Source organism: Moorena sp. SIO4A5, from assembly GCF_010672005.1.
GTDB lineage: Bacteria > Cyanobacteriota > Cyanobacteriia > Cyanobacteriales > Coleofasciculaceae > Moorena.
In genome coordinates this window covers 1-24,677 of sequence record NZ_JAAHHZ010000012.1, presented here as the reverse complement: position 1 = coordinate 24,677, position 24,677 = coordinate 1, and the positions used below count along the sequence as shown (strand labels likewise).

24 protein-coding genes and 1 tRNA gene are annotated in these 24,677 nt (G+C 44.4%); 11 read left to right on the top strand and 14 right to left on the bottom strand.

The annotated features are described in order from the left end of the window. Positions 1-208: 208 nt before the first annotated feature. Together F6K57_RS07510 and F6K57_RS07505 are read right to left on the bottom strand one after the other, a co-directional pair. On the bottom strand, positions 209-337 hold the full coding sequence (locus F6K57_RS07510; protein ID WP_293019151.1) for a hypothetical protein: 129 nt from the start codon (positions 335-337) through the stop codon (positions 209-211). 504 nt (positions 338-841) lie between these two features. After that, complete coding sequence (locus F6K57_RS07505; RefSeq protein WP_293019149.1) at positions 842-1,042, bottom strand: hypothetical protein; 201 nt, start codon at positions 1,040-1,042, stop codon at positions 842-844. A gap of 41 nt (positions 1,043-1,083) precedes the next feature. Between F6K57_RS07505 and F6K57_RS07500 the strand changes: the two genes are divergently transcribed. Continuing rightward, positions 1,084-1,209, top strand: a complete 126-nt coding sequence (locus tag F6K57_RS07500) for a hypothetical protein (RefSeq protein ID WP_293019147.1) — start codon at positions 1,084-1,086, stop codon at positions 1,207-1,209. A gap of 15 nt (positions 1,210-1,224) precedes the next feature. Here the strand turns inward: F6K57_RS07500 and petJ are convergent, their stop codons facing one another. Beyond that, the gene (gene petJ, locus F6K57_RS07495; RefSeq protein ID WP_364301753.1) at positions 1,225-1,701 is read right to left on the bottom strand and encodes a cytochrome c6 PetJ; all 477 of its coding nucleotides are present in this window, start codon (positions 1,699-1,701) and stop codon (positions 1,225-1,227) included. A 236-nt stretch (positions 1,702-1,937) separates the two neighbouring features. On the opposite strand from petJ, the gene F6K57_RS07490 reads away from it, so the two are divergent. The 6 genes from F6K57_RS07490 (at position 1,938) to F6K57_RS07465 (ending at position 6,725) form a co-directional block, all read left to right on the top strand. Further along, positions 1,938-2,360, top strand: coding sequence for a BlaI/MecI/CopY family transcriptional regulator (locus F6K57_RS07490; protein ID WP_293019145.1), 423 nt, complete (start codon positions 1,938-1,940; stop codon positions 2,358-2,360). Further along, positions 2,360-3,298 carry a M56 family metallopeptidase gene (locus tag F6K57_RS07485; RefSeq protein ID WP_293019143.1) on the top strand — a complete coding sequence of 313 codons (939 nt, stop codon included), beginning with the start codon at positions 2,360-2,362 and terminating at the stop codon, positions 3,296-3,298. The genes F6K57_RS07490 and F6K57_RS07485 overlap by 1 nt, the downstream gene beginning before the upstream one ends. 320 nt (positions 3,299-3,618) lie before the next feature. Continuing rightward, the gene (locus F6K57_RS07480; RefSeq protein WP_293019141.1) at positions 3,619-4,062 is read left to right on the top strand and encodes a hypothetical protein; all 444 of its coding nucleotides are present in this window, start codon (positions 3,619-3,621) and stop codon (positions 4,060-4,062) included. Positions 4,063-4,381: 319 nt separating this feature from the next. Beyond that, on the top strand, positions 4,382-5,032 hold the full coding sequence (locus F6K57_RS07475; protein WP_293019139.1) for a hypothetical protein: 651 nt from the start codon (positions 4,382-4,384) through the stop codon (positions 5,030-5,032). A gap of 274 nt (positions 5,033-5,306) precedes the next feature. Continuing rightward, on the top strand, positions 5,307-5,675 hold the full coding sequence (locus F6K57_RS07470; protein WP_293019137.1) for a hypothetical protein: 369 nt from the start codon (positions 5,307-5,309) through the stop codon (positions 5,673-5,675). Positions 5,676-6,497: 822 nt separating this feature from the next. Then, positions 6,498-6,725 (top strand): hypothetical protein, encoded by a 228-nt coding sequence (locus F6K57_RS07465; RefSeq protein ID WP_293019135.1) that lies wholly within the window; start codon positions 6,498-6,500, stop codon positions 6,723-6,725. Positions 6,726-6,930: 205 nt separating this feature from the next. Here the strand turns inward: F6K57_RS07465 and F6K57_RS07460 are convergent, their stop codons facing one another. Next, the gene (locus F6K57_RS07460; RefSeq protein ID WP_293019133.1) at positions 6,931-7,137 is read right to left on the bottom strand and encodes a hypothetical protein; all 207 of its coding nucleotides are present in this window, start codon (positions 7,135-7,137) and stop codon (positions 6,931-6,933) included. Between the two features lie 170 nt (positions 7,138-7,307). Here F6K57_RS07460 and F6K57_RS07455 point away from each other — a divergent pair, with 170 nt between their 5' ends. Together F6K57_RS07455 and F6K57_RS07450 are read left to right on the top strand one after the other, a co-directional pair. After that, on the top strand, positions 7,308-7,910 hold the full coding sequence (locus F6K57_RS07455; RefSeq protein ID WP_293019131.1) for a DUF1517 domain-containing protein: 603 nt from the start codon (positions 7,308-7,310) through the stop codon (positions 7,908-7,910). 219 nt (positions 7,911-8,129) lie between these two features. Then, the gene (locus F6K57_RS07450) at positions 8,130-9,014 is read left to right on the top strand and encodes a hypothetical protein (protein ID WP_293019129.1); all 885 of its coding nucleotides are present in this window, start codon (positions 8,130-8,132) and stop codon (positions 9,012-9,014) included. A gap of 123 nt (positions 9,015-9,137) precedes the next feature. On the opposite strand, the gene F6K57_RS07445 is transcribed toward F6K57_RS07450, so the two are convergent. From F6K57_RS07445 to F6K57_RS07415, 7 genes are all read right to left on the bottom strand, one after another. Continuing rightward, positions 9,138-9,209, bottom strand: a tRNA-Gln gene (locus F6K57_RS07445). Positions 9,210-9,399: 190 nt separating this feature from the next. Continuing rightward, on the bottom strand, positions 9,400-11,343 hold the full coding sequence (locus tag F6K57_RS07440) for a R3H domain-containing nucleic acid-binding protein (protein ID WP_293019128.1): 1,944 nt from the start codon (positions 11,341-11,343) through the stop codon (positions 9,400-9,402). A gap of 166 nt (positions 11,344-11,509) precedes the next feature. Further along, positions 11,510-12,715, bottom strand: coding sequence for a circadian clock protein LdpA (gene ldpA, locus F6K57_RS07435; RefSeq protein ID WP_293066213.1), 1,206 nt, complete (start codon positions 12,713-12,715; stop codon positions 11,510-11,512). A 325-nt stretch (positions 12,716-13,040) separates the two neighbouring features. After that, positions 13,041-13,661 carry a VWA domain-containing protein gene (locus tag F6K57_RS07430; protein WP_293019126.1) on the bottom strand — a complete coding sequence of 207 codons (621 nt, stop codon included), beginning with the start codon at positions 13,659-13,661 and terminating at the stop codon, positions 13,041-13,043. 333 nt (positions 13,662-13,994) lie between these two features. Further along, positions 13,995-14,447, bottom strand: a complete 453-nt coding sequence (locus F6K57_RS07425) for a hypothetical protein (RefSeq protein WP_293019125.1) — start codon at positions 14,445-14,447, stop codon at positions 13,995-13,997. 119 nt (positions 14,448-14,566) lie between these two features. Further along, positions 14,567-15,172, bottom strand: coding sequence for a VWA domain-containing protein (locus F6K57_RS07420; protein ID WP_293066209.1), 606 nt, complete (start codon positions 15,170-15,172; stop codon positions 14,567-14,569). 257 nt (positions 15,173-15,429) lie between these two features. After that, positions 15,430-15,924, bottom strand: a complete 495-nt coding sequence (locus tag F6K57_RS07415; RefSeq protein ID WP_075904547.1) for an NAD(P)H-quinone oxidoreductase subunit N — start codon at positions 15,922-15,924, stop codon at positions 15,430-15,432. A 373-nt stretch (positions 15,925-16,297) separates the two neighbouring features. Here F6K57_RS07415 and F6K57_RS07410 point away from each other — a divergent pair, with 373 nt between their 5' ends. Then, a complete protein-coding gene (locus tag F6K57_RS07410; RefSeq protein ID WP_293066206.1) occupies positions 16,298-17,653 on the top strand; it encodes a hypothetical protein in 1,356 nt (451 codons plus the stop codon). Between the two features lie 125 nt (positions 17,654-17,778). Here the strand turns inward: F6K57_RS07410 and F6K57_RS07405 are convergent, their stop codons facing one another. The 3 genes from F6K57_RS07405 to F6K57_RS07395 form a co-directional block, all read right to left on the bottom strand. After that, positions 17,779-18,999 (bottom strand): endonuclease/exonuclease/phosphatase family protein, encoded by a 1,221-nt coding sequence (locus F6K57_RS07405; RefSeq protein ID WP_293066203.1) that lies wholly within the window; start codon positions 18,997-18,999, stop codon positions 17,779-17,781. Between the two features lie 409 nt (positions 19,000-19,408). Further along, on the bottom strand, positions 19,409-20,524 hold the full coding sequence (locus F6K57_RS07400) for a SpoIID/LytB domain-containing protein (protein ID WP_293066200.1): 1,116 nt from the start codon (positions 20,522-20,524) through the stop codon (positions 19,409-19,411). A gap of 273 nt (positions 20,525-20,797) precedes the next feature. Further along, entirely contained in the window at positions 20,798-21,772 is a 975-nt protein-coding gene (locus F6K57_RS07395; protein WP_293066197.1) for a phosphorylase, read from the bottom strand. 60 nt (positions 21,773-21,832) lie between these two features. On the opposite strand from F6K57_RS07395, the gene F6K57_RS07390 reads away from it, so the two are divergent. After that, a complete protein-coding gene (locus tag F6K57_RS07390) occupies positions 21,833-24,577 on the top strand; it encodes a tetratricopeptide repeat protein (protein ID WP_293066194.1) in 2,745 nt (914 codons plus the stop codon). The last annotated feature ends 100 nt before the right edge of the window (positions 24,578-24,677 follow it).

The following is a 24,677-nucleotide window of genomic DNA, read 5'->3' as shown; positions in this document are numbered from 1 at the left end:
GTTGGTAACCTAACTAGCACCATTGATTTTGAGTCACCAGTTACTTATCTGGTTGAGTCCACACCTTTTATGCCGCAGTTTCCGAGTTGTTAACATAACTTTACAAAAACCACCCAGATAGTTCTAATCTGATGGTTATAATACAACATTTAGCTAGACATAGCTCGACTTGCTGTCATCAATAGGATTGCAGAATTGCTTGGAATTGTTAAAACCTACTCTTAGCTCTACCTGATGTGGTTGCGGAAGTTAGGGTTTTACCTGTTGTGAATAGGCTTTGGCTTGGTGATAAGATAGCGATCGCATCTTCATACTCCTGAAGTGCAAAAATCGCCAATCCCCGGTTTTAGTAGCCCCGGAAATGCGAATCGCGAGTAATTAACGAAAAGTGTTAGTTATCCCAATTGATTGTAGCTTTTCATACAAATTATTTCTAACTTAGTATCTAGGAATACTAAGTTTTGATCTCTTCAAGCCATTTTGAAGTGTTTTTTGAAGTATTTCTTGAAAAGAATAGCATTTTAAAATAGATCCAGAAACCCAATGGTGATTGGGTGCATCTCAAAGTTTTAACAAAACTCGCTATCCATCCCCACCCTCTTCCAGGGTGGGGATGGATAGCGAGACGACAACTTGTAATGACAAATCATCACGATTCATGTTAGAATAAAGATGGTCGCTGACCCGCCTGACTGACTAAAAGGCTACCTTGCAAATGGTTTAAAATCCTATCAGTTTTTAGACCATTAGGTGTACAAAGTACTAGCAGAGCTCAGGGAAGAGACTTGCCCCGGCTGGTTGACCACAGAGTCGTAATTCCAAGGTGAGTCTGTCGAGTAAACTATATGTCTGCGGAAGGCGGATATCTGCCTGTGGACGCTGAGTAAGACCGTATTGCAGCTTGCTGTTTGAGGCATCGGCGGATGAAGCGGGAAGCCCGAAAGACGAATAAAACCGTCCCTGAGTTGACCTGAGAATTGGAAGCCCCAACCTCAGCGTTCGCGTAGCGTGACCAAAGGTCAAGCAGGTTGGGGTACTTCACATCTATAACTCAGCTATGCAGGGCATTCATGAGGGGAGCCAGTGCGATCATGGGGTAAACCCCCTCATCAAGGCGCTACCTTGTTGCATCGCTACTCCCTACTGCCTACTCCCATTAACCTAAGACGAAAGTCCCTGACGCAATTGAGAACTGCTATAGTAACTTAGATTACATTAGGGGAATCAAAAGAATGAGCGCCAGAATGAGCGCTTTTTGGGTTTAAGGGTATCGGTCTTGTCCTGATTAACTGGCTTCTCAGAAGCCTCTACACCTAATTCTGGAGATTTGGACTTCGGGGATTTTTGAATAGGAATGTCTTTACCCAACTGCCAGTCATTGTCAGCCTGCGATAAAACATAGATAGCCACATTTTCAATCTCCTGCTCAGTCAGCTTCTTATTGAAGGAGGGCATAGCGTTTTTGCCATTAGTTACCTGGGTTTTAATTTTTTCCAGGTCATACATCTTATATCGTTTTAGGACAGGTTTCTTCAAGGTTTTATTGGCCATAATCACGTTATTGCCACCGATATGACAAGCAGCACAATTTTGACTAAAAACCTGAGCTCCCTGAACGGCATCACCAGCGAGGGCTGGACGAAATAGAGCAAATGTAAACCATACCGTAGCAGTCAACAGGATTGATAGCAGCTTCTTCAAGGGTATTCTCCTTCTGATCAAACAAACAGCAGGCTACAGAGTGGCCTATAATTATTCCCTAGAATGACTGTAAACCTTAGAAGAACTGCTGTCAAACCTAAGCAAGACTATAAATAAAGGAAGCAGACAGACTAAATATGAATCGGGATAGCCTGGCGGCTCTTCACTTCATACACTATTAATCAGTTTTAGCACCAAAATTACCTGAAAATTAACCTAAAATTAACCACTAATCTATGAGTCCTCTGCCCCATCATCGCCCTAAACAACTCTCCCTAGGTCCATTGGAACGAGAAATCTTGGAGATCATCTGGGTATTAGGTTGCGCTACTGTTAAAGATGTCCATGAACAGATTTTGGCTGACCCCGATCGGGAATTAGCGTATGCTTCAGTGACCACAGTGCTACGCCGCTTGACCCAGAAAGGTTGGCTGAGTTGTGATAAACGACAGCGTACCTTTTTATGGAGACCCTTAGTGTCTCGCCAAGAAGCCCAGGTACTCGCAGCCCATGACCAGCTCAATCGCTTTTTAGCTGTAGGCAATCCAGATGTAGTTGCTGCCTTTGCCGATAGCTTAGATGCAGCGAGTGTGGAACAAATTTCTGCGATCGCACAACGACTGCAAGCAGCACGTCAAAGGCGGAAGGAGGAAAAATAATGCATGTGGTCATGATTATAGCAGCATTAGGGCTGGCTTGCTGGCACAGGCACACAAGCTACCAACTCCCAGGGAGTTGGCCCAGGCGCTGGCAACAGGTACTAGTGCAATTTCTGGCTCCACCCCTACTCCTCCTAACCACTGCTTTAGCTGTCCTATCCATGGGGCCAAAGGGACAAATGATCGGGTTACGTACCGACTGGCTCAGCTACTGTCTAGCGCTAGGATTTCTGGGTTGGGCAGTAGTGTTGTGGCTAAAGTTAGCAAGGCTTGGTTGGCAGTCTTTGCAACAATTTCGTTCCTTACCCCAAATTTGCTTAATAAATGGGAAATGGCAAAATGGGCAATGGGAAAGGGTTGAAAACTGTCCTGGCTTAACTCCAACCCCTGAATCCCTAGCTAGTCAGGGTCAATTGGCTCGTCTTTTAGACACTCCCATACCCTTTATTGCTCAGATTGGCTTTTGGCAACCGGAACTTGTGGTCAGTCAGGGACTCTTAGAAACTCTCTCATCCGAACATCTAGAGGCTGTTATTACCCATGAGCAAGCTCACCACCATTACCGAGATACCTTCTGGTTTTTCTGGCTAGGCTGGATTCATCGAATCACCGCTTGGTTACCAAATACAGAGTCATTGTGGCAAGAACTATTGAGTCTACGAGAAATCCGTGCTGACCATTGGGCCGCTAAACAGGTCGATGCCCTATTGTTGGCAGAATCACTGTTGACTATGGTTAGTAGTCCGATGATCACTAAGGAAAATTTCTGTGCTCCCTTTAGTAGACCTGTGCCTCCCAGTCGCTTCCAAGAGAGAATCGATGCACTCTTGACAGAGCCAGAGTCTGCCACTGCTACTAACTCCTGGAATTACTCCTGGAATTGGAGTTGGTTGCTATACGTATTGTTACCCCTATTGGTTGTACCGTTTCATCAATAGACTTAAGGGCAACAGGCATTACCACAGGCATTAGGCCACAGGTAAAGGGGAAAAAAATATTTTTTTGGGTATTGACGTCGCGACATAGTGATGTAATCATATAAATATATCGCGACAAAAGGAAAGAACACACAAAACACTATAGTAAAACACTTAAATAAACCCCCTAAGTGTAGTAACTACCTAAGTGTATTAACCTGTGTATTAGCCATTTGTCATGATATCACGATATACCAATAGAAGTATATCGTGACAAAATGTGCCAAACTTATAAGAGGACAATCAGATGTTGCTCTCTCTGGAGCTAGAGGACAAGGACATTGGTTCACAAAAAGACAGATCCCCGGTATGCATTACTGCGAGGACATATTCCCAAACATCTACTAAAGCGCTTCCGCAACTACTGTGTCGAACACGAACTTGACTACAGTGAAGGACTAGAAGATGCGCTGACTAAATTTTTTAACTACCTAGACAGCAGCCAACTATCAGCAGTTCCAGCACAAACTCCTACCATTGCTGATCTGATTCATGGCTGGAACTTGGAAGAACTATCACGATTAAGTGAAGTTAGCGTTGAAAACCTGCAAGCCATCATGGAAGGAAACCGACCCACAGATGATGATCTGATTGGTTTGGGTGTAGTGCTATGCAAGAACAATGGTGAACCTTGGACAACCGATGAGTTAGTCGAGATTCGCGATCGCTGTTTTTACGGTGTTCCAAAATTGTCGAGCAACAGCGAGTCGCCAAGGATTCAATAACCGTGATCGGACTAACAGCTGCCAATGGTGATTGCTATCAGAGGGGATTTGTTAGAGAAATTATCGGTTTTTGAATCGATTTTTGGCTAAAATCAATCCTGCCAGTTACTGTACTATGGAAGCCGTCGGTTACTTAGATCAACAACCATAAATCAACAACGATAGATCAACAACCATAGTTAGCCATAGTAGTTAGCCATAGTAGTTAGCCATAGTAGTTAGCCATAGTAGTTAGCCATAGTCTCCGTTGGTCCGGTTTAACTTGCTTAAGAGCAACACTCACTACTCAGCGTGTCATTTTAGGTTTCAGTCTTCAACAATGGACAATTTCTTTTTCTCAGGGTGCCATCTATCAGTTACCACCGAGAGTTTCAATATTGAAGCTCCATCACGCTTAGCGGCTTATGCTCTAAGGCGACATGCTAGTGAGCTGGCTGTATCTGCTCAAAAACTCAGGCTTCAACGGGCTATTGTATCTTGGCCCGGATGCGAGCGACCTTACCAAATTCCCACCTCCATACTCAGGAGCCAGACAACTATGACCGGACCAATACCCCAAAGCGGAACCTATTTGCTAGGAGCCAACTACCTTCGTGTTAATGATTTTATCAAAGAAAAGCGTGAAGAAGGTCTAATTGTAGTAATTACGTCAATGTGGAATGATGTTTGCTTACATACCAATGACCTACTTGCACCGGAGCGGGGTATTCTCCAACCCCATCAGTGGACTGGCTTTAATTATCGCTACTTGTGGCGTGATAGTCGGGATGACTATAACGAACTAATTGATCGATTGACTCGGGAGCGTTACATTCCCAAATTCCAGTACACCCTCAGGCGTCCCGATGGCACATTAGGCCGCTATGAGACAGATTATTACCTGGTAGAGGATTATCTGAACGTACCAGTGCGCATTGGTGTCAGCAATGTCAATGCTTGGGAACTAATATCAGAACCCTTAGCAAGTTAGTTTCCATTTTCCATCAGCCATCACTCACCACCAAGACTCAAAATCTTTGATCCTGTTACCTAGGTAAGCGGCTTGCCGCTTAAGGATTGACCTTGGCCTAATGGCCACGCTACGCGAATGGTCACCCTACGCCAACGATAACGTGTTACCTGACTTACTTGACCGGTCAATTAAGTACACTCATTCAATAACTCATCGCTGAATCTTTAGGTCTACTTGAGCTAGGTAGCCAACAGCGATTTATTTCCCTAAAACTGTTTGCCAACAAATAACTATGCACAACCAATCAATTAATTCGGTGCCTTCTGGCAATCAGAACTGTGAAGCAAGCACGAGTAGTTTGGTGAATTATCCAACTCGAAATCATAATGACAAACAGGCGATAGTAAGGGGAGGGTATATTTTTGCTCTGATTGTGGCGATGATTTTGGGATTCCAGTCACTGGAAGCCTCCTATGAACGGGTAAATGGTGAGGAAAATATTTCTTTTGCGACCAAGTCGCCTCCTTCTAGTCTCTTAGTGAGTGGGTTAACCTTGATTGGCTTGGGGCTAGGTATTGAAATTAATAAATCTACAATCTTCTCAAAAGGCAAAGGAATAATTCAACTGCTAGTAAATTCCTCTATGGATGAAGAGGAGTAATATCATGTCTAGTACCATCACTTAACGTACTGATTAGTCAAGACTTATGGTTTAGTTAGTTGTCTAGTTAGTCACCGGTTGAGTTCTAATTTCATAAGGAAGACTATATCAGCTATCTATTATCTATCTCAGCTGTATATCTCAGCTATCTATCTCAGCTATCTATCTCAGCTATCTATTATCTATCTCAGCTATCTATCTCAGCTATCTATCTCAACTATCTATCTCAACTATCTATCTCAACTAGAAGACGCTGCTGACTAGTTTGCAATTAGTCAATAGCATTTATTCAGGGTTGCCAACACCTTTAAAAAGGGTGTTAAATCTACTACTACTTCTAAAATTAATTGTATAACTGTCCTAGATTATTATAGTAAACTTGACTCTAGAAAGCAATGGCTACACATCACTAAACAATGGATCCAAGGGATTATAGGAAGAAAAATAGAACAGTACTATACGCCTCTAGTGATGCGACAGCTGCCAGGAAAAGGCTGTAAGTTGTTGCTTCTGGAAAGAAACACACCGGGAGCTGTCAGCACATGGCGATTTAACTGTGAGCTGCTCCAAAGACAATACTTACTAATTACTCTAGATAACCTAGCGGATTTAGATAGATATTTCCAGAGAAGCAATCGCCAAAGAAAACCAGGTAACACCAAAAGATAAATTGTTAATTTACCGATTAGTAACGTCTCTCATCGTATCGGTATTAGCCTAATTGACCCCTTCAAAAACCAAGAGTGGATTGGGGTATGGGATTTAAACCTAATCGACGATTGGTCAACTTATCACGCAGAAGATTATAAGGCAGAGCAACTAGTGTTATACCTCGGTCGTCGCCTGATTAGTTCCTATGAGTTTATGCCCGACTTTTTTGAGCAACAGATTACAGAAAAGCAATGGTGGCAACAGCGTATTATGACTTTGTGTAAACCAGATTTTACCAAAGATCACGATATTAATATTACAGCACTGTCAGAAACAAAACCACTGTCAGTAACAAAACACAGGTCAAACTTAATTGAGTTCAGAAGAAAAGTAGGATGAGTTGATGCCAGTTAACTAGGTTAACCTAGTTAACTGGCAAGGCACTAAGCAACTGGTTGATTGCTGACGTTTAACGGTTAACGGTTAACAGTTGACAGTCAACCCTCAACCGTCACAAAGATGGTGAGATCCCCTTCAAGTCAAGCCAGTTCGATACAGATGGCTCAAACCTCTTGTCGTTTTGTTAGATAATTGGTATAAACCGCTACAGATTCCAAAAACGGGGTGTGTTCAGGAGTGATTGCTCAGTCAGCTGCGGTTGACTGGTGCAGAAGCGATTGCTCCTGTTTTTTTTTCTGATCAAACGGACACAGTTGACTTGGTTTTCCCTACCTAATATCTTGTCAGGATAATTACCCTTAATAAAAATCTCCCGTTTCTCCCGTTTCTCCCCATCTCCCCATCTCCCCATCTCCCCACACCTCCCACCCTCCCCTTAATAGCAGACTTGATATAACTCCCCTTGCTCTGCCTTACCAATGCGGGTGTTCGGTGATCCAGTATGGGTAGTGAGCAATGCGCTAGAGTAGGATAGATAGGATAATTGAGATTAATTAACGGCGTAAGTTAGCCGACAGAAGGATGAGTTCTTGGCGCGATCGCTTAAATAAATTTGGTGGCAAAACTAGATTTGTAGTTTTTCGTTTGTTTGTACACTTAGCTGGTTCAGAAGTAACACCCTTGTTGGGGGTACTCAATCGTGCGGCACGGGAGGCCGTTGAATCAGACGGGGATTTGAAGGTGTTAGGGGAAGAACTGGTAGCAATTTGTCAAAACCTGCTACAGCTGCAGATCTACTGGCAATCGGCAGCGAATGAAGGAGATGTCTTTTGGAAGGAAGGAGAAGCTGGGGACTACGTTAATGAACTGTTTACTGACTCAGCTGGGCGCTACCTGTCTGAACCAGATTTCACTACACCCTTACCTGACAATGAACCTTTATCCATACCTGTGACCCAAAACGTAATTGTTATGATCACAGTAGCCTACGAAGGGGAAGTTCCTGAACTAGAAACTAACCTAGCTAGTGTTGAGTACCTCGAAGCAGGTCTAAAGGCATTGATTAATCTCCACTATCAGGAAAGTTTGCAAGCTATCCAGGTTCACTTCTCTCCAGCACAGTTGGGTGACGAACTGACTGATGAGCAAATTTTACTCAATTTCCCGGAACTGGTTCCCCTCTAATCATAAGTAAATTAAATAAATATAGATAGTGTTATAGTTATCACTATCAGTAGAAACAGTGATGGGGTGATGGGGTGATGGGCAAGACGAACGAAAAATCTTCCCCAAATTTTTGTTTGACAAATTAACTAGCCCATAGCCAAGCGCGATTAGACAAGCGCGATTAGACAATAGTGATTTAACAGAACGATAGTGATTTAAGAAAACTTTTTTAACTATATGTTACGTACAGTTGCGATTTTTGTTCTATCTCTAACCTTATGTTGGACCACAGTAGGGTGTGGTTCTCCTAACTCAAGCCAAGTGTCGCTGAATCGGGGTGGGAGTACATCCTTTACTCCAACTCGGTTGAGTGATGGGAAATATCCCGTACAACAGGCAACCTACGATGATGTTAATGGGGTATATACCCTAATGGTACTCAATACTCCTGCGGGTAGTCCGCCAGTTTTTCGGAGCAGGGATTTGCAGATGGCACGTCTGACTGATGAGCAGGTTGCTGCTGGGGAAAATACGTATCTGAGTATTGATGACAATCAGCCGGTGATGTACCTAACTGAAGACTTCCGGATTGAATATGTCCACAATGTCACTGAGACTAGATCTAATCCTCAAACTGGTCAACAAGAAACAGTAATCGTGCGTCAGCAATCCAGTTTCTGGGCTCCTTTTGCTGGTGCTTTGGCTGGTCAAGCTATAGGTAGTATGCTATTTCGACCTCAATACTATGTTCCACCGGTTTATCAACCGGGAGGGGTTCTGAATGGTTATGGTGGGTATGGTAACAGCTATAGTCAAGCAGTGAAGCGATATGAAACACGGTACAAAGCACCGCCACCCGTGGTTAAAAATACTCGCTCTTTCCGCACGACTGGTAGCTTAAGAAAATCTCCTGCAGCTAATCAAGCCACTACTCGTAAAGCCTCACCCAACGCTAATCGCTCCACAGGAAGTGGTTTCGGCTCAAGTCAGTTACGCACCTCTAGTCCATCTAGTACTAAGAAAGCCAAACCAAGAAGCAGTGGTTTTGGCAGCACGAAGCGATCGCCTTCTGGCTTTGGTAGTAGTCGTGGTGGTAGTCGTTCCTTCAGACGCCGCCGCTAGTTTTAAGGCCCCTTAAAATACCCTTAAAATACATTAAGAAGCTTCTAAAGTCTTTAGAAGCTTCTTATTTTGCTGCATTATCAGGTTAGTTTTTGATTTACTACCATAACCTAAATACTGTAACTGGGGTGCTAGGATTCGAACCTAGGAATGGCGGGACCAAAACCCGCTGCCTTACCGCTTGGCTACACCCCATTCATTCCACTTCTTTGATGATAACAGATTTGACTGGGAATATGTCAAGTATTTTTTTTGATTATTTTTTCTTTGTTTGGGCGAAAGGGTAATGGAGTAATGGAGGAATGGTCACCGGAAGGAAGAGAAAGAGAGATTGATTGTCTGACCTCCGCATGTTTTTTCCCCCCTCTTCCTTTTCAACCTATATTCACGCCGGATAAATCCGTAAACGTCGGTTGGGTTCATCGCCAAAGCTAGAAGACTTGAGGCGATAGTGTTCAACTAACTCGTGTTGCATTTTCCGCACTTTAGGCGATCGCGGCAACAATTCTACGGGTTGGCCTTTGGGAATCACAATTTGCTCAACTGCTAAACGGGCTTCTTCTAGAGCCTCGATTTCATCCTCGCTAACGCTTTGGGCAAATAACTCCAAATCAGCAGCATCGGGAATTGTGGGGTCATCCATGTGCAACAGACGCCTTAATGCCCGAGTAATCTGGGGGATGGAGCTAGCTTTGATAGCGTGAATCGGGATCTGACGAGATTTAGCAATGGACTTGAGCTTGGAGTGGTTTTTGACATGCGATCGCAATCCTAAAACCACATCAGCAGTATCCATGTTTTTTGTCAAGACCACAGGCAAATTGAGGATTTGGATCACTTGCTCGATTTGATGACGACTAATGCCGTAAGGATACACCTGTAGTGGCAAATCCTCACCATTAGGTCCTAACATCTCCATCCCTTGACCCAAGAGCTCTTGCTGTGACCAAGATTCAGCCAGCAGCTGTTCAAAGGTGCTATTTTCCCGAGCTGGCTTTGGTTCTTGAAGGGATAGGGGATTCATCTGCCCAGATGAACGCCAACCTTTTGGTTGGCTAGGAGTCGTTAGGGTAAGGTGACCCTTGCTCCGACCATTTAGGGGAGTGGTAACTGGAGCGCTAGGTAATTCTCGGGTAATGGTTACCTTACCATTTTCATCTTCTGTCCTGACTGGAGGATTTGGTTGACGTCCCCTGAGTAAATTATCAACCGTGTCCGCAACACTTTCATGTACTACCCAACGCTTACGCTCTAGCATTTCTACAGCGATTTCAAAGGTTGGGGGGGCTTTTCGCTCCAAAACGGTTTTCTGGGAGCCTCGCCGTCTGGCTTCGTCATCCCCTAGGGTTACAGCCTGGATACCGCCTACTAAATCCGAAAGAGTGGGATTTTTAATCAAGTTTTCAATCCGATTGCCGTGAGCAGTTCCCACCAGCATCACCCCCCGTTCCGCAATGGTACGAGCGGCCTGAGCTTCCAGTTCTGTGCCAATTTCATCGATAACGATCACTTCTGGCATATGGTTTTCCACCGCCTCAATCATCACCTGATGCTGATGTTCTGGGCTAGCGACCTGCATCCGTCGGGCTCGACCAATAGCTGGGTGGGGAATATCGCCATCTCCAGCAATTTCGTTAGAGGTGTCGATAATCACGACCCGTTTGTCTAATTCGTCTGCCAGAACTCGGGCAATTTCCCGTAAAGCAGTAGTTTTGCCTACACCAGGACGCCCAAGCATCAAAATTGACTTACCAGTTTCGACTAAGTCACGAATCATGCCGATGGTACCAAAGACCGCTCGACCCACACGACAGGTTAAGCCAATAATTTCCCCTGGACGGTTCCGAATCGCACTAATGCGGTGCAAGGTACCCTCAATTCCGGCTCGGTTATCACCGCTAAAGGATCCGACTCGCTCAACACAGTGATTGATTTGTTCGATAGTAACTGGTGTATCAGAAAGGTACTCTGCCCGATCACGAAAGCGCACTTCTGGGAAGCGACCGAGATCCATAATCACTTCGATCAAACTGTCCCTTTCAGGATGTTGCTCCAATGATGACCGAATTTCGGCGGGCAATATGTCTAGTAATTTTGGTAGGTCATCTGTAATTTTTTCACAGTTTGAAATCCCCTGAGTTTTGTCCACTGTTTCTTGGTGTTCCTTGGTAGGTATAGTGGCAAAATCTAGTTGAAGATTGTCACTTACCTCTGAGGAGTGACCACTAACGGTCATCGCCTCAACCAAGTTATTTTCATAAACCACTGGTGATTCTTGATTGAATGACAGTTGTTGCTCTGAAAGCTTGTTTAGTGGAAAATTCACCATTTGTTTTGACCAAATAAAGCGATTTCTGCTGTTAACTTTTGCCCTGTTTAACTTTCGGTTGTTAGTCAGGTTTTGGATTTAGGTCATGTCTAATTTTACTCCCTAATAATTGAAGGTTTTTATGCTAATTTAATCCAACAGTATTCCTCGATTAAAGTCAAGAACATTAAATACTCTGAGGAATTTTTTTGACTGATTTGAGTTGAGCCACCAGGGCATGGGCAGTTGCCACAGCCTGCCAGAGCAGATCTGGTACATCTTCAAGGTTTCTATAAGAGGGATTAGGAACGAATCCCTGGTGGTGATCAACGTTTTGGTCATAGTCTTGTTCTAACTTTTCTAGAATCGGTGAGAGTAGAACTCGGGCGTAGCTACCGTAAGCCACACCGGCAACGTAGGGTAGGTTATTTGGTTGTTCGCCTAGGGTGGCCTTTTGGTCAAGGTTGTTGTAAGAACGTTCAACCGGCAACCTATCAACTTGGGCTAGCTTCAAAAGCCTAGCTGCTCTTAGTTTGCTGACGGTGTGGTTATTGGTACCACCAGCTAACTGTACGTATCCTGGTAAGCCAGCAGCGATGACTTTCTGAGCGAGTTTGACAGCAGCATGAGTTGTACCCATGCCTATATCCCCACTCATAGGACGTCCATCGGTTTGCCAGATTAGAGGACAGGGTAAAGGCTGGATGAGTTGGTAGATTTCCTTTAGGTAGTCAATCAAATCTTTACCATCTGGGCAGCTAATGGCTAGGAGTTTGAGTTGAGCGCACCAGGGTGCGATCGCATTCCAGAGTCTTTTAAAATCTGGTAAATTCCCGACTTTGGTGTGAATTTCTATAGCATCAACGTCATTGCTTAGAATCAGGGGTGCGATCGCAAAAGGAGCTGATACGTATGACCGAGTAGTGATCAGCTGATGGGGGCAAACTGGCAGACAACGACCACAGCCATAGCAGCGTTGGTCGAGCACACCAGAGTAAGCTTCACTGCCATTCTGGAAAGTAATTGCTTGTGCTGGGCAAATCTTTTCACAGGGACGGGGGCAGTCCCCTGGACACAAATCTGAGTCAAATTCGGCTTTTCGGAAATGGGGGTCTTCCCCATCATTCAAGCTCACCATCAGCCATGGTCTGCCACAGAATCCAAACCCTCGCTGTTTGGCTTCATTTCCCATGGTGCTGGCGACTTGTAAGGCATCTTTCGCCGCCGAAATGACCGCCGGGTCAGCTGCCACATCAATACAATCGGCACCGGCGAGGGTGTAAGCCAAGGTTAGGCTTCTAACAGCAGGGAGGTGTTGAAAACTGGCTCCGCAAATGAGCTTGAACCAATCACCCTCCCTTAAGGAATGTAAGGGATAGTAAAGTTCATTCACTCCTATATGCTAAATCTTTAACGCGAAAATGGGGAGACTAATTTTAGAATTTGAGTAATTAAAAAGGCGTTTTTTGAGGCGCTTACAATCCTTTCCGGGGGGGGAAATCCCTCAATTGTTTTCCAAAAATGCAGATTTAGGGTAGCTGGTTTTATTCTTACACCAAATGTAGGGGTTGAATTTCTACAGCTGATCTCACTAAAATAATGGTGTCAATTAATTCAAAATTCTTTTTAATTCAAAACTCTTTTTATTAAAACCCATCCCACGTGATAGTTAGTCGTGGGATGGAGTTTAAGCATTGGGAATCTTGGCGCTTATTCGGTTAATCAATAATCGCGTTAAGCAGGACCTCGGCTAAGGTCATATTCTCCATGTCTTCCAGAGTCACTGTGTCCACGATGTCAAATTGAGCCCCAGCTCCTTCAAGGTCATCATCAAGTGCTTTGAGAAACCGAGTTGCCATGGCATCATTACCCACTTGGATCAGTGAAATGCCTAGTTCTTCATCCCGGTCTATGTGCCGAGATGCTTCAATGATCACTCGCATTACGGCTTTGCGGTCATCTGGCTCACCATCGGTTATCACCAAGAAGGTTTCCCCATTGGGTTTGGTTTGCCCAGCCGCTTTGCGCTTAAAGTAGTCATCGGTGGCATCCTTTAGCACACCAGCGAGATCGGTGCGACCCATGGGATCATTTTCTTGGAAAATTTGTTCTACTTTATCTGAGGTAACATTGTCGTACCGTCTAAAGCGACTAGAAAACAGGTAAACCGTAATCCCATCTGGATCGAGCTGTTCACATTTTCTGGCCACTGCTAAGGTAGACTCTTGGGCAATCTGCCATCGACTTTTGCTCCTATCTTGGGAGTCTGGGCTAGACATACTGCCGCTTTTGTCGATGATTAACGTATAGTCACGGTCTTCCACGAGTGAACCTCCCACGAAAAAATTTCCTCCTTACCTTTACTGCCACGATTTCTTAATCTAGCTTAGCTAATACTCCCACAGCTCATCTGGATGTTTTAGCCTTAGGACCCTTAGCAGAAGTTGATTATGCCAACATTATGAAACCATTATTAAAAGCATCTTTCAACGGCAGCACCTTAGACTTGCTTATCAGGGTAGGTAATGGTGGATTTATTTGATTGACTGTTGTCTCTATTTACTATTATAAATTAAAATAATAATCTTAGAGATTAATCGTCAAATCTTGACAGTTTGCTTAGGAGCTGTGTTACCTGCTCACCATCAGATGATACTTAACGAGTCTGGCAATCAAGACCGAGTTTCTTTCAAGGCTTGCAAATAATCAATTGCTGCCTCTAGTTTGGAGGGATAGGAGTCAGAAAATTCTTCAAACCACAACCCTTCTGCTGAGTTTGGAGTTAAGCCTTTTAGCCACTCAGTGGCTTGCTGATTAAGGGCTTCTCGTTCTCTTTGCTTTTGCTGCTGAACTCGTTTTTGTTCAGCTTCGAGTTCCTGCTGTTGTTTGAGAACCTCTTCTTGGTCTTTTTTATCAAACTCTGTTCTCATCTCAGCCAGCTCCCGATCCTGAGCAGTAGATACCCAATCAGGTATTTTGGATGGTGATGCACTAGTTGCTGGATCAGTTAGTGGCAAATCAACTAGTTTTTCCTGAAACAGAGGTTTTTCTTGCGGTTGAACACCAGCATCTTTTTGTTCATATTCAGCTTTGAGTTGAGCTAACAAGTCATCCATTGATTCCATGACTTTGGTCTCCTCTTAAATTGTTAACTGTTGAGGGATGTTTTTTAAACAGTTAACTTACAGCACTGTCACAAGCCTCGAACCCTGACGGGATAAATCCCACTAACTTCTCCTATGCTTTAGTCAATAATAGCATTGATCAAAACTTCAGTGAGAGTCATATCCTCCATCTGATCAATAGTTACCGTATCTACGATGTCAAACTTAGCCCCAGCATTTTGCAGCTCATCATCTAATATTTTTAAGAATTTAGTTGCCTGGAGATCATTCCCGATTTGGATGAAGGAAATTCCTAGTTCTTCATCGACATCAATACGCCGTGATGCTTCTATGATCACCTTCATCACAGCTTTGCGTTCATCAGGCTCCCCATCAGTGACGACTAAGATGGTTTCTCCATTTTCTTTGGTTTGGCCACTAGCCTTACGTTTAAAATAGTCGTTGGTGGCATCGAGTAAAACACCAGCTAAATCCGTGCGTCCCGATGGTTCATTTTCCTGGAATATCTGTAGCACTTTATCTGCGGTTACATTGTCGTAGCGTTTAAAGCGACCAGAAAATACATAAACCGTGATGCCATCTGGATCCAATTCTTCACATTTACTTGCTAAAGCAAGGGTAGACTCCTGCATCATTTGCCAACGGCTTTTTCCAGCAAGTTGATCCCTAATCGACATGCTGCCACTTTTATCGATGATTAAGGTGTAGTCACGTTGTTCGAGCATTGCTAGTCTTACCCACTATCATCCTACACCTCTAGGGTATCAAAATTATCATTTGTGACTAGTAACAGGGTTGGGTATCGATAAATATCAGCTATCAGCTATCAGCTATCAGCTATCAGCTATCAGCTATCAGCTATCAGCTATCAGTATTTAGCTTATGCCTTAGGTCACAGGCTAGAAGCCTGTGCCACGCTTTTGAATAAAATAAGCTGACCGCTGACCGCTGACCGCTGAATGCTTACAGAGCTATACCGAGACTATAAATTGGCTACAGAAACGAGTCCCGGCAAAGTCTCTTTGAGGGGTTGCCAACGGAAAGCACGATCTCCTCCCATCTCTAGGATTACTTTTACTCGTGGTTCTTGCTGGGGCAATGTGGTTAGATAGTCAACTTCTTGACTAGATAGAATAATTCCTTCAATAATCCACAGCACCAACCCTTTAGATTTGGGAGATAGGGCTGACAGTTGGTAGGTGACCAAGGGTGGCAGGTAGTAAACATCACCGACTGCAGATGATTTACCCATATTTTTCTTGCCCAGATGAGGAGGGCGAACACCGTGAATTCCAGTTAGATAAGCGGCTGGATCTCCTAGTCCTTTGGCAGTAATGGAAACGGTGGTATAGCCAGCAGCTCGCAAACGCCGCTGATAACGACCTTCAAACCCACCTTCTAATGGTGCATAAACTGCCAATGCACCAGACTTTTCTAGTGCCCGGATGAATGACTTGCCGGTGGTGATCAGTGCCATTGCTACCTCTGCTTCTGGTTTAAGTTTTGTGAACTCCTGTCAGCCTCCTATTATAAAGGACTGTTGGCAACTTCCCTCGAAGGTGCTGGAAACAGAGCACGATATCGCGGCTTGGCACAACAGCAGCACAAATATGACCGGTTATCAACAATCAATAAGGATTTCAGTATAAAAAAACCTGATCAGAATGGCCAAACTGAAAAAAATTATACTTGAGATAGGAGGCAAATTTACATAGATCTAGCACATGGCATTCATCGTATCCCATGGATACATAGTATGTTTTCCGGTCCTGTGATGTCCGACATATCCGACCTTTCTGTTTTATAAAGCTATTATCTTTGAGCGCAACTAAGTATTAGAAAACATAATTATGGCTCCCAATCCCACCATCATGAAAGCTGTTGAGCAGCTAGACTACCGCGTCACTGTTGGGGATGTTGCTGCCCAAGTGGGTTTAAACATCCATCAAGCCGAGCAAGGTTTACTTGTCCTGGCCTCGGAAGTAGGTGGACATTTACAAGTGGCCGAGTCAGGGGATATTGCTTATCTGTTTCCCAAAAACTTTCGCGCTATTCTCCGCAACAAGTCCTTAAAGCTACAGTTGCAAGCATGGTGGGAAAAGGTTTGGGCTGTTTTATTCTACCTGATTCGGATTTCCTTCGGGATTTTCCTTCTGCTTTCCATTGTGTTGATGATTGTTGCGATCGCATTTATTGTTCTAAGCCTCAAAGCTGGCAGTGACAATGATTCTGACGGAGGAGGCGGAGGAGGAAGTCGTTCTGGTGGTGGCGGCGGAATCCTGTTTTTGCCCCGTTTATGGATTGGACCGGATCTGTTTTGGTGGTTCAACCCATCATACTCCCACAGTAATGCTCGCTCGAGACGGCGAAAATCCCGTTCGGACCGAGGAGACAGTGAGATGAATTTTTTAGAGGCTGTCTTCTCCTTTCTGTTTGGTGATGGCAATCCCAATAGTGATTTAGAAGAACGTCGCTGGAAAACCATTGGTGCTGTAATTCGTAATTCCGGAGGGGCTGTGGCAGCTCAACAGATTGCTCCCTATCTTGATGACCTTGGGGAAAGCTATCAGCGGGAGTCGGAAGACTATATGTTACCCGTGCTAATCCGATTCGACGGACGCCCGGAAGTTAGCCCATCAGGGGATATTGTCTATCACTTCCCTAAATTGCAGACAACTGCTGCCAAACAGAATCAACAACCGGTGCCAGCTTATCTTCGTGCCAAGTTGTGGCAGTTTTCTCAGGCCAGCAGTAACCAGATTATGCTGGCGATTGGGTTAGGGAGTGTAAACTTTGTTTTAGCATTAGTCCTGGGTTCCCTGTTGCAGGGGGGTGAGATTGCTGAACAGCTAGGAGGATTTGTACTATTTGTGGAGCTAATTTACCCTCTGTTATTGGTTTATGGCGTAGGATTCTTGACTATACCGTTGCTTCGATATTTCTGGGTTCAGCGGAAAAAGAAGCACATTGAAGCTCAGAATCAAGCACGGCAGGAAAATGCGATCGCACTTAATCAGCCGGATGAAGCTTTACAGAACAAGATTGCCTATGCGCAACAGTTTGCCGATCAAAATGTGATTGGGGAAGACAATTTGGTTTATAGCAGTGAGAAGGATTTATTGGATCAGGATATAGAACGGAAAGATCAAATTGATGCCGAGTGGGAACAGCGCTTAGAGTTGGGATCTACTCACAATCTTGATTAACTAATTAGTAAGCATTTAGCCGTCAGCTGTCAGCTGTCAGTGGTCAGCGGTCAGCTATCAGCTTTGTGGAACAGCCTTCGACGCTTTCACTTGACTCAGATTCAACAAATGGTTACCTGTTTGATTCAAAATCTGACTTCTGACTTCTGACTTCTGACTTCTGACTTCTGACTTCTGACTTCTGACTTCTGACTTGCGCGTAGCGCTATATCAGTAATGACCGGGAGATGATATGAACCAAGATCAGGGCCAGTTCTCATCTTGATCACCTTAACATCTCGACTGACTAAACAGTGGTCTACAGGAATAGCTAACCAAGGATTGGCTGGTGAAAATTGTGATAGGGTTGGTAAAATCCCAAACCCAGCACGAGCGTCACGCAATCCCGAACTTTCAATTAGACGTTTATAATAGGGTGACCACATCGTAACGTTTAAATCACCAATTAGCACAACTGGTTTTTCAATTTGTTTTATATAATTCCCAATCTCCTCTTCTAAATCTTGATTGCGCCACTGCCAACGTTGCTTTTCCAAATCCTCTTGCTGGCGTTGCTGAATTGAAGTATGAATGCGCGATTGTTTGGTTTTGGTCAAGCCCCCTAAATCCCCCAACTTTGGGGGACTTTGATAGTTTTGTTCCCCCCAAAATTGGGGGGCTAGGGGGGCAAAATCATACCCATAATCAGCAACGCCAAAATCCCCTGGCTTCCCAAAATAAAATTGTGGATAGGAGTGAGTAACAATGACTGAAGCGTCGGCACCAGCAATCTTTAAATCTAATTTGACCAGACCACGATATTTTCCGTATTCCAGAATTTCTGATTCTTGTAATGGTAAACGACTGTATACTTCAATCTGAAGTTCTGGAATACTGATAGTATAGGGTAAAAACTCTCTTAACTCTTCTAATTCTTCAGGCCAAGGGTCTTTGGTTTCTAAAAAAGCGGCAATCGTCGGGTTTTCTTCTTTCACCAAGGCAATAGCATCAGCACGCTTATTGGAAAACGAGACATTGAACAGAAACAGACGCATGGGTTCACCGGAAGCCCCAAAGCTGATTTTAGGGATATACCAAGGAAGGATTTCTGTCAAGTTAATCATTAAGCAAAATAACGTGACTATCACCCAAAATTTGCGGCGAGTTAGGGCAAAATAAATTAATGGTAATACCCCTAATACCAGATATTGATGTTTAAAATTAGTTGTGAATTCTAAGTATACGTTATCTCTAAAAAAATAGCTAGTTACAGAGAGTAATGTGACAAGACTAGTTAAGATAATGAATAACGATAAAATCCAGTTGTTTAATACCTTAACTAATGGATTAGAAGTCGAGTTAGTCATCAACTTTGCCTCTACCGTACTTGTTATGCTAAATAAACAGTCTGTAAGAGGGAACAGGGAACAGGGAACAGGGAACAGTTGCTAGTGGTGCTTCAGGGGGGGCTCGCCGTTATTTTCCGCCTCGTAGCCAGGGTTGGTAAAGCCCGCCCCGTTCCACCCACGGGCAAGATGCCCGTTCCACCCACCGGGTCAAACAGCAAACATGAGATGCACCCGATAGGGAGCAGGGTTTTCAGATTTTTTACTAATTTGGAAATAGGCAATTTAAAGCTACAACAACTTACTTCAAACTAGCCCTACTCCCTACTCCCTACTCCCTACTCCCTACTCCCTACTCCCTACTCCCTACTCCCTACTCCCTGTTCCCTGTTCCCTATTCCCTGTTCCCTGTTCCCTTTGCTATTTGATATCAATCAATCTGAGCTAGTTGAGCACTAGAGTAATAGTGACTCAAAATTTGTAGGTAATTCAATCCCCGACGGGATAAGTTGTAGGCTCCCCACTGACTTAACCCCAATCCGTGACCATAACCACGACCGTTGAATTGGAAACCATTTTCGGTTTTAGACACGGTAAACAGCCTACTTTTCAGACCTAGGATTTTGCGTAATTCCTTGCCTTTAATAGTCTTTGTATTGCTACTGCCTTCTACTTTAAGAGTGATCACCCTGCCTCGGGGTGTCCTTTCCACTGGGGTCATGGCGATAATATTACCAACACCAGGAATCTTCTGGCTCAGTTGACTAGCAGAAAAGCTTTTTGTCCACTGGTAGACTGGTGTGCCCTGATCGTAATCAGGTACACCCTGTAGATAAGGAATGGGTTCACTCCACCAAATATCTTCTACATTTTCTGTATGTCCTCCAGACGCAGCATGGAAAACAGCGAGAATCACTTTATTACCATACGTCATGATCTGTCCCGCTGTGGCATTAACCGCTTGATGAGTGCTGGCTGTTTCGCTATTTAGACCTTTGTAAACTTGCCAACGCTGGGTATCCCCTATATCATAGATATCGCTCTTGGATTTGTTCCGTTGATGGAGCACATAGGAACGAGCTGCTACTGCTTGGGCTTTCAAGGCTTCTATCGGCCAACTGGGACTCATTTCTGCGCCAATCACGCTATAGAGATAGTGTTCTAAATCAACATGGTTGACCGCTGTTAACTTATTGTCAGAACTAACCAGTCGAGTGCGTCCCCGATACCAGCGATCGCCTATCCAAACATAACCATTGTCTTTCGGTTCAATCCAGAGGGATTTCCCTTGCCACTGACCTAACTTAATTCCACTACCGTTAGTTTCCGCAGTCATACCTGCCATGGCTTTTAAGTCTCCCACGGCTTGACCTGTCCCATCTCGGACAATGGCTGTGGTGGAACTCCCCAAGGTTACCTGTTTAACACCTTGCTCAACCGCTATCCGCAGTTCTACCGCTGCCTGAACTGGTGCAATGAGAACCATCCACAATAAAAAAGAGAGCCACCAATGACGCCCTCCTAGAACAATTATTGACTTGAGCATAGTTACAATAAAGATGGGAAAGCCTTTTGATGCCATATTTACTAGTTACTGATTACTTATACGAAGAGGAATCTTTTTGTCCTGATTAACAGCGATTCGATCTTACTCTGAGTTGTTCCAATTAGCGGCCAATTGTAACGGGCAAGATGCCCGTTCCACCCACCGGCAAGATGCTAGTAACACACCACGGGCAAGATGCTAGTAACACACCACGGGCAAGATGCCCGTTCCACACCGCACCACCGGGTCAAACAACTAATCGTTGATTTCATTTTATTCACCAAAAAGTCTAATACTTAGTTGCTGTAATACTTTCAACCCTTGTAGGGAACCTCGAATTAGTCTGGTAGCTGCTATTGGTTGCTTTAGCATACCCATGGCTAAGGGCAAGGGTTTCAGTGATCCATCAGCACTAATCGCTGGGGTAAGGTCTGGGATATTGTAGTAGCTATCATCACTAATCACTCTTACCATTGCTACAGCAAATCCCTTGGGATTAAGTACCGATAGGGTAGCAAATCCTTCCATATCGACTACATCAGCTTGGTAGCTCTGACCGAGTTGACGCTTTTCTACGCTAGAGGAAATTATGCGATCGCTACTCAATCCCCTCACTAAATTAGCTTGGCGTTGCTGAGTTGAAGTATGAATGCGCGTAGGTTTGGTTTTGCTCAAGCCCCCTAAATCCCCCAATTCTGGGGGACTTTGAGAGTTTTGTTCCCCCATTGAAGTATGAATGCGCGTAGGTTTGGTTTTTCTCAAGCCCCCTAAATCCCCCAACTTTGGGGGACTTTTAGAGTTTTGTTCCCCCCAGAATTGGGGGGCTAGGGGGGCACAATCATACCCAGAATCAGCAACGCTATTAGTCTTTTCAGCCAGTTTCTCGTGAACTAAGCTAGTCAGTTGGCTGCAGCACTGTTGCACCAGTGGTTGAGGTCTATTTTGGTTTGGGTCAATAGCAACACAATCGTTATACACAACAATATCACCAACGGAATAGTTAGGAGATAAGCTGCCACACAATCCCATCAGCAGTACTTTAGGTTGGGAGTGCTCGGGCAAATTTGTTGTAGTTTGTAACCATGTTTCTAGATACTGAGTTACAGGCTCTGCTCCCATCGGAATAGATAGAATCAGAGGTAATGGACGACCAGTAATCTGCTTGATTCCTCGACAAATTGCTTGATATTCTGCTCCTTGAGGAACAAGAATGATCGTGATCGGAATAGTTAGTTGGGAAAGGTTCATACTTTAGGAAAGGGAATAGGGAAAAGGGAACAGGTAATTAATTTCTGTGTAGGTGCTTCTATGAATTTAAATAAACCAAAACGGCCAACAATTTGGGTAACAGCTCTAGTTAGTTTGCTCTCAGTAGGACTAGTTACGCCCCAGCCCACAGTGGGACAAACTACCATTGCCCAACAACAGGAATCAGCACAAGCACAACTAACCAAAGCTAAGCAACTGACTCAGCAAGTTATTGATCTTAATGAGCAAGGGAAATACTCGGAAGCGATTCCCCTTGCCCAGGAAGCTTTGAGAATTCGACAGCAAGTGCTCGGGGAAGAACACGCAGATGTGGCAACCAGCCTCAATCATCTGGCGGCACTCTATCGTGAAATGGGAAGGTACCAACAGGCGGAACCCTTGTTAACCGAAGCCTTGGAGATGAGGAGACGGTTGCTGGGAGATCAACACCCTGATGTGGCAACCAGCCTGAATAATCTGGCGGCACTCTACTATTCCATGGGAAGGTACCAACAGGCTGAACCCTTGTATACCCAAGCCTTGCAGATGGACAGAAAGTTGCTGGGAGAGGAACACCCATCTGTGGCAACCAGCCTGAATAATCTGGCTTTGCTCTACTCTTCCATGGGAAGGTACCAACAGGCTGAACCCTTGTATACCCAAGCCTTGGCCATGACGAGACGGTTGCTGGGGGAGGAACACCCTAATGTGGCATTAAGCCTCAATAATCTGGCTTTGCTCTACTCTTCCATGGGAAGGTACCAACAGGCTGAACCCTTGTATACCCAAGCCTTGGCCATGACGAGACGGTTGCTGGGACCCGACCACCCATCTGTGGCATTAAGCCTCAATAATCTGGCTTTACTCTACCAATCCATGGGAAGGTACCAACAGGCGGAACCCTTGTATACCCAAGCCTTGGAGATGAACAGACGGTTGCTGAGGAACCAACACCCATCTGTGGCATTAAGCCTCAATAATCTAGCTTTACTCTACCACTTAATGGGAAGATACCAACAGGCGGAACCCTTGTATACCCAATCCTTGGAGATGTTGAGACGGTTGCTGGGGGAGGAACACCCATTAGTGGCAAGCAGCCTCAATAATCTCGCTGGTTTACATCACAGTCAAGGAAACATTCAGCAAGCCCTAGAGTTTCTCGAAGCGGGATTAGACATCCAAGAACTTAATCTAGAACGTAATCTCGTCGCTGGTGCTGAAAAGCAAAAACGAGAGTACATGAAAACTATCTCTGGCACAAGAGATAGAGCCATTTCTCTACACCTAAACTCAGATCCCGATAATGAAAGAGCAGCTGGTCTAGCGTTAACAACTATCCTGCGTCGCAAAGGTCGCTTACTCGATTTCTTGACCCATAGTCAGCAACTGTTGCGTAAACGCTTAGATTTCCAAAGCCAAAAATTACTAGACCGACTCAACAATACTCGCACCCAACTTGCTAACCTTACCTACAACCGACCAGAGAATCTTCCCCTTGAAGAATATCGTAATCAACTCAATAAACTAAGGAATCAGGAACAGGAACTAGTCGTAAAAATTAGTAGGCGCAGTCGTGAATTTGCCCAAATCAATCAACCAGTCACCATCGAAACTATTCAACAACTGATTCCTGAAGATACGGCACTGGTAGAATTTGTAGAGTACAAACCCTTAAATCCCCAAAAGGGTAGTTTTGGTAATCCCCGTTATGCCGCCTATGTACTCCCTTCTAAAGGCGCACCCCAAGGCATTGATTTAGGGGAAGTAGATGCTTTTAAACCTCTGTGGGAGATACTTGAATTATCCCTTCAAACTGTATATCTTCCCATCCCTAAGGTAAAAGAAGCAGCCCGTAAAATGGATGAGAAACTGATGGCGAAAGTTCGTCCTTTGTTGGGAAATAGCCGCAGGATTTTATTGTCTCCAGACAGCTTCCTCAACCTCATCCCCTTTGAAGCTTTAGTAGATGAAGACAACCGGTATTTAGTAGAAAGCTATGGTTTTACCTACCTCACCTCCGGTAGGGATTTACTGAGATTATCCAATCCTAATCCCAAGCTTACCCAACCAGTACTTTTGGGAGCACCAGACTTTGATAATTCCGCTCAAACTACTGCCCTTGGGGAAGAAAACCAGATAGTAGCAACCCGCAGCTTACGTGACTTTAATCCTTCCGAGTGGGGCTTATCGCCTTTACCTGGTGCTCTTGAGGAAGTAAATGCGATCGCAAAGATGCTGGGTGTAGAGCCCTTGTTGGGTGCTCACGCTAATGAAGCAGCATTGAAACAGGTTACTCGTCCCAGAATACTACATATCGCTACCCATGGTTTCTTCCAAGAAAGACCTGAAAAGGAAGAGTTTACTAATGGGGATAATGCTTTACTTCAGTCATGGTTAGCATTAGCAGGAATTAAGGACAACAAGCGAGAAAATGATCATGAAGATGGCATCTTTACAGCCTTAGAAGCAACCGGATTAAATTTATCAGGTACAAAGCTAGTGGTGTTATCAGCATGTAATACAGGTTTAGGCAATATCAGTGCTGGAGAAGGAATATATGGATTGCGTCGAGCTTTAGTGATTGCTGGGTCAGAAAGCCAAGTCATTAGTTTGTGGAACGTGAATGATGAGGCTACGAAGTATCTAATGGTGTCTTATTATCAAGGATTGAAGGATAACCAAGGGCGTTCTGAGGCTTTGCGGAGGGTTCAGTTGCAAATGCTAGGAAGTCCACAGTATCAGCATCCCATTTATTGGGCGAGTTTTATTCCTTCTGGTAATTGGCGCTCTATGGCTATTGACTAAATTAGCCTTGTTGCCCAGTTGCACCAGTGGTTTAGATCTATCTTGGTTTCGGTCAATAGCAACACAATCGTTATACACAACAATATCACCAACGGAATAG

Excerpts from the sequence above, each read along its gene's own strand:
- F6K57_RS07490 (WP_293019145.1), top strand. The coding sequence starts at position 1,938 with ATGAGTCCTCTGCCCCATCATCGCCCTAAACAACTCTCCCTAGGTCCA.
- F6K57_RS07485 (WP_293019143.1), top strand. The coding sequence starts at position 2,360 with ATGCATGTGGTCATGATTATAGCAGCATTAGGGCTGGCTTGCTGGCAC.
- F6K57_RS07475 (WP_293019139.1), top strand. The coding sequence starts at position 4,382 with ATGGACAATTTCTTTTTCTCAGGGTGCCATCTATCAGTTACCACCGAG.
- F6K57_RS07470 (WP_293019137.1), top strand. The coding sequence starts at position 5,307 with ATGCACAACCAATCAATTAATTCGGTGCCTTCTGGCAATCAGAACTGT.
- F6K57_RS07460 (WP_293019133.1), bottom strand. The coding sequence starts at position 7,137 with ATGGGGAGATGGGGAGATGGGGAGAAACGGGAGAAACGGGAGATTTTT.
- F6K57_RS07455 (WP_293019131.1), top strand. The coding sequence starts at position 7,308 with ATGAGTTCTTGGCGCGATCGCTTAAATAAATTTGGTGGCAAAACTAGA.
- F6K57_RS07450 (WP_293019129.1), top strand. The coding sequence starts at position 8,130 with ATGTTACGTACAGTTGCGATTTTTGTTCTATCTCTAACCTTATGTTGG.
- F6K57_RS07440 (WP_293019128.1), bottom strand. The coding sequence starts at position 11,343 with ATGGTGAATTTTCCACTAAACAAGCTTTCAGAGCAACAACTGTCATTC.
- F6K57_RS07425 (WP_293019125.1), bottom strand. The coding sequence starts at position 14,447 with ATGGAATCAATGGATGACTTGTTAGCTCAACTCAAAGCTGAATATGAA.
- F6K57_RS07420 (WP_293066209.1), bottom strand. The coding sequence starts at position 15,172 with ATGCTCGAACAACGTGACTACACCTTAATCATCGATAAAAGTGGCAGC.
- F6K57_RS07415 (WP_075904547.1), bottom strand. The coding sequence starts at position 15,924 with ATGGCACTGATCACCACCGGCAAGTCATTCATCCGGGCACTAGAAAAG.
- F6K57_RS07410 (WP_293066206.1), top strand. The coding sequence starts at position 16,298 with ATGGCTCCCAATCCCACCATCATGAAAGCTGTTGAGCAGCTAGACTAC.
- F6K57_RS07405 (WP_293066203.1), bottom strand. The coding sequence starts at position 18,999 with ATGACTAACTCGACTTCTAATCCATTAGTTAAGGTATTAAACAACTGG.
- F6K57_RS07400 (WP_293066200.1), bottom strand. The coding sequence starts at position 20,524 with ATGCTCAAGTCAATAATTGTTCTAGGAGGGCGTCATTGGTGGCTCTCT.
- F6K57_RS07395 (WP_293066197.1), bottom strand. The coding sequence starts at position 21,772 with ATGAACCTTTCCCAACTAACTATTCCGATCACGATCATTCTTGTTCCT.
- F6K57_RS07390 (WP_293066194.1), top strand. The coding sequence starts at position 21,833 with ATGAATTTAAATAAACCAAAACGGCCAACAATTTGGGTAACAGCTCTA.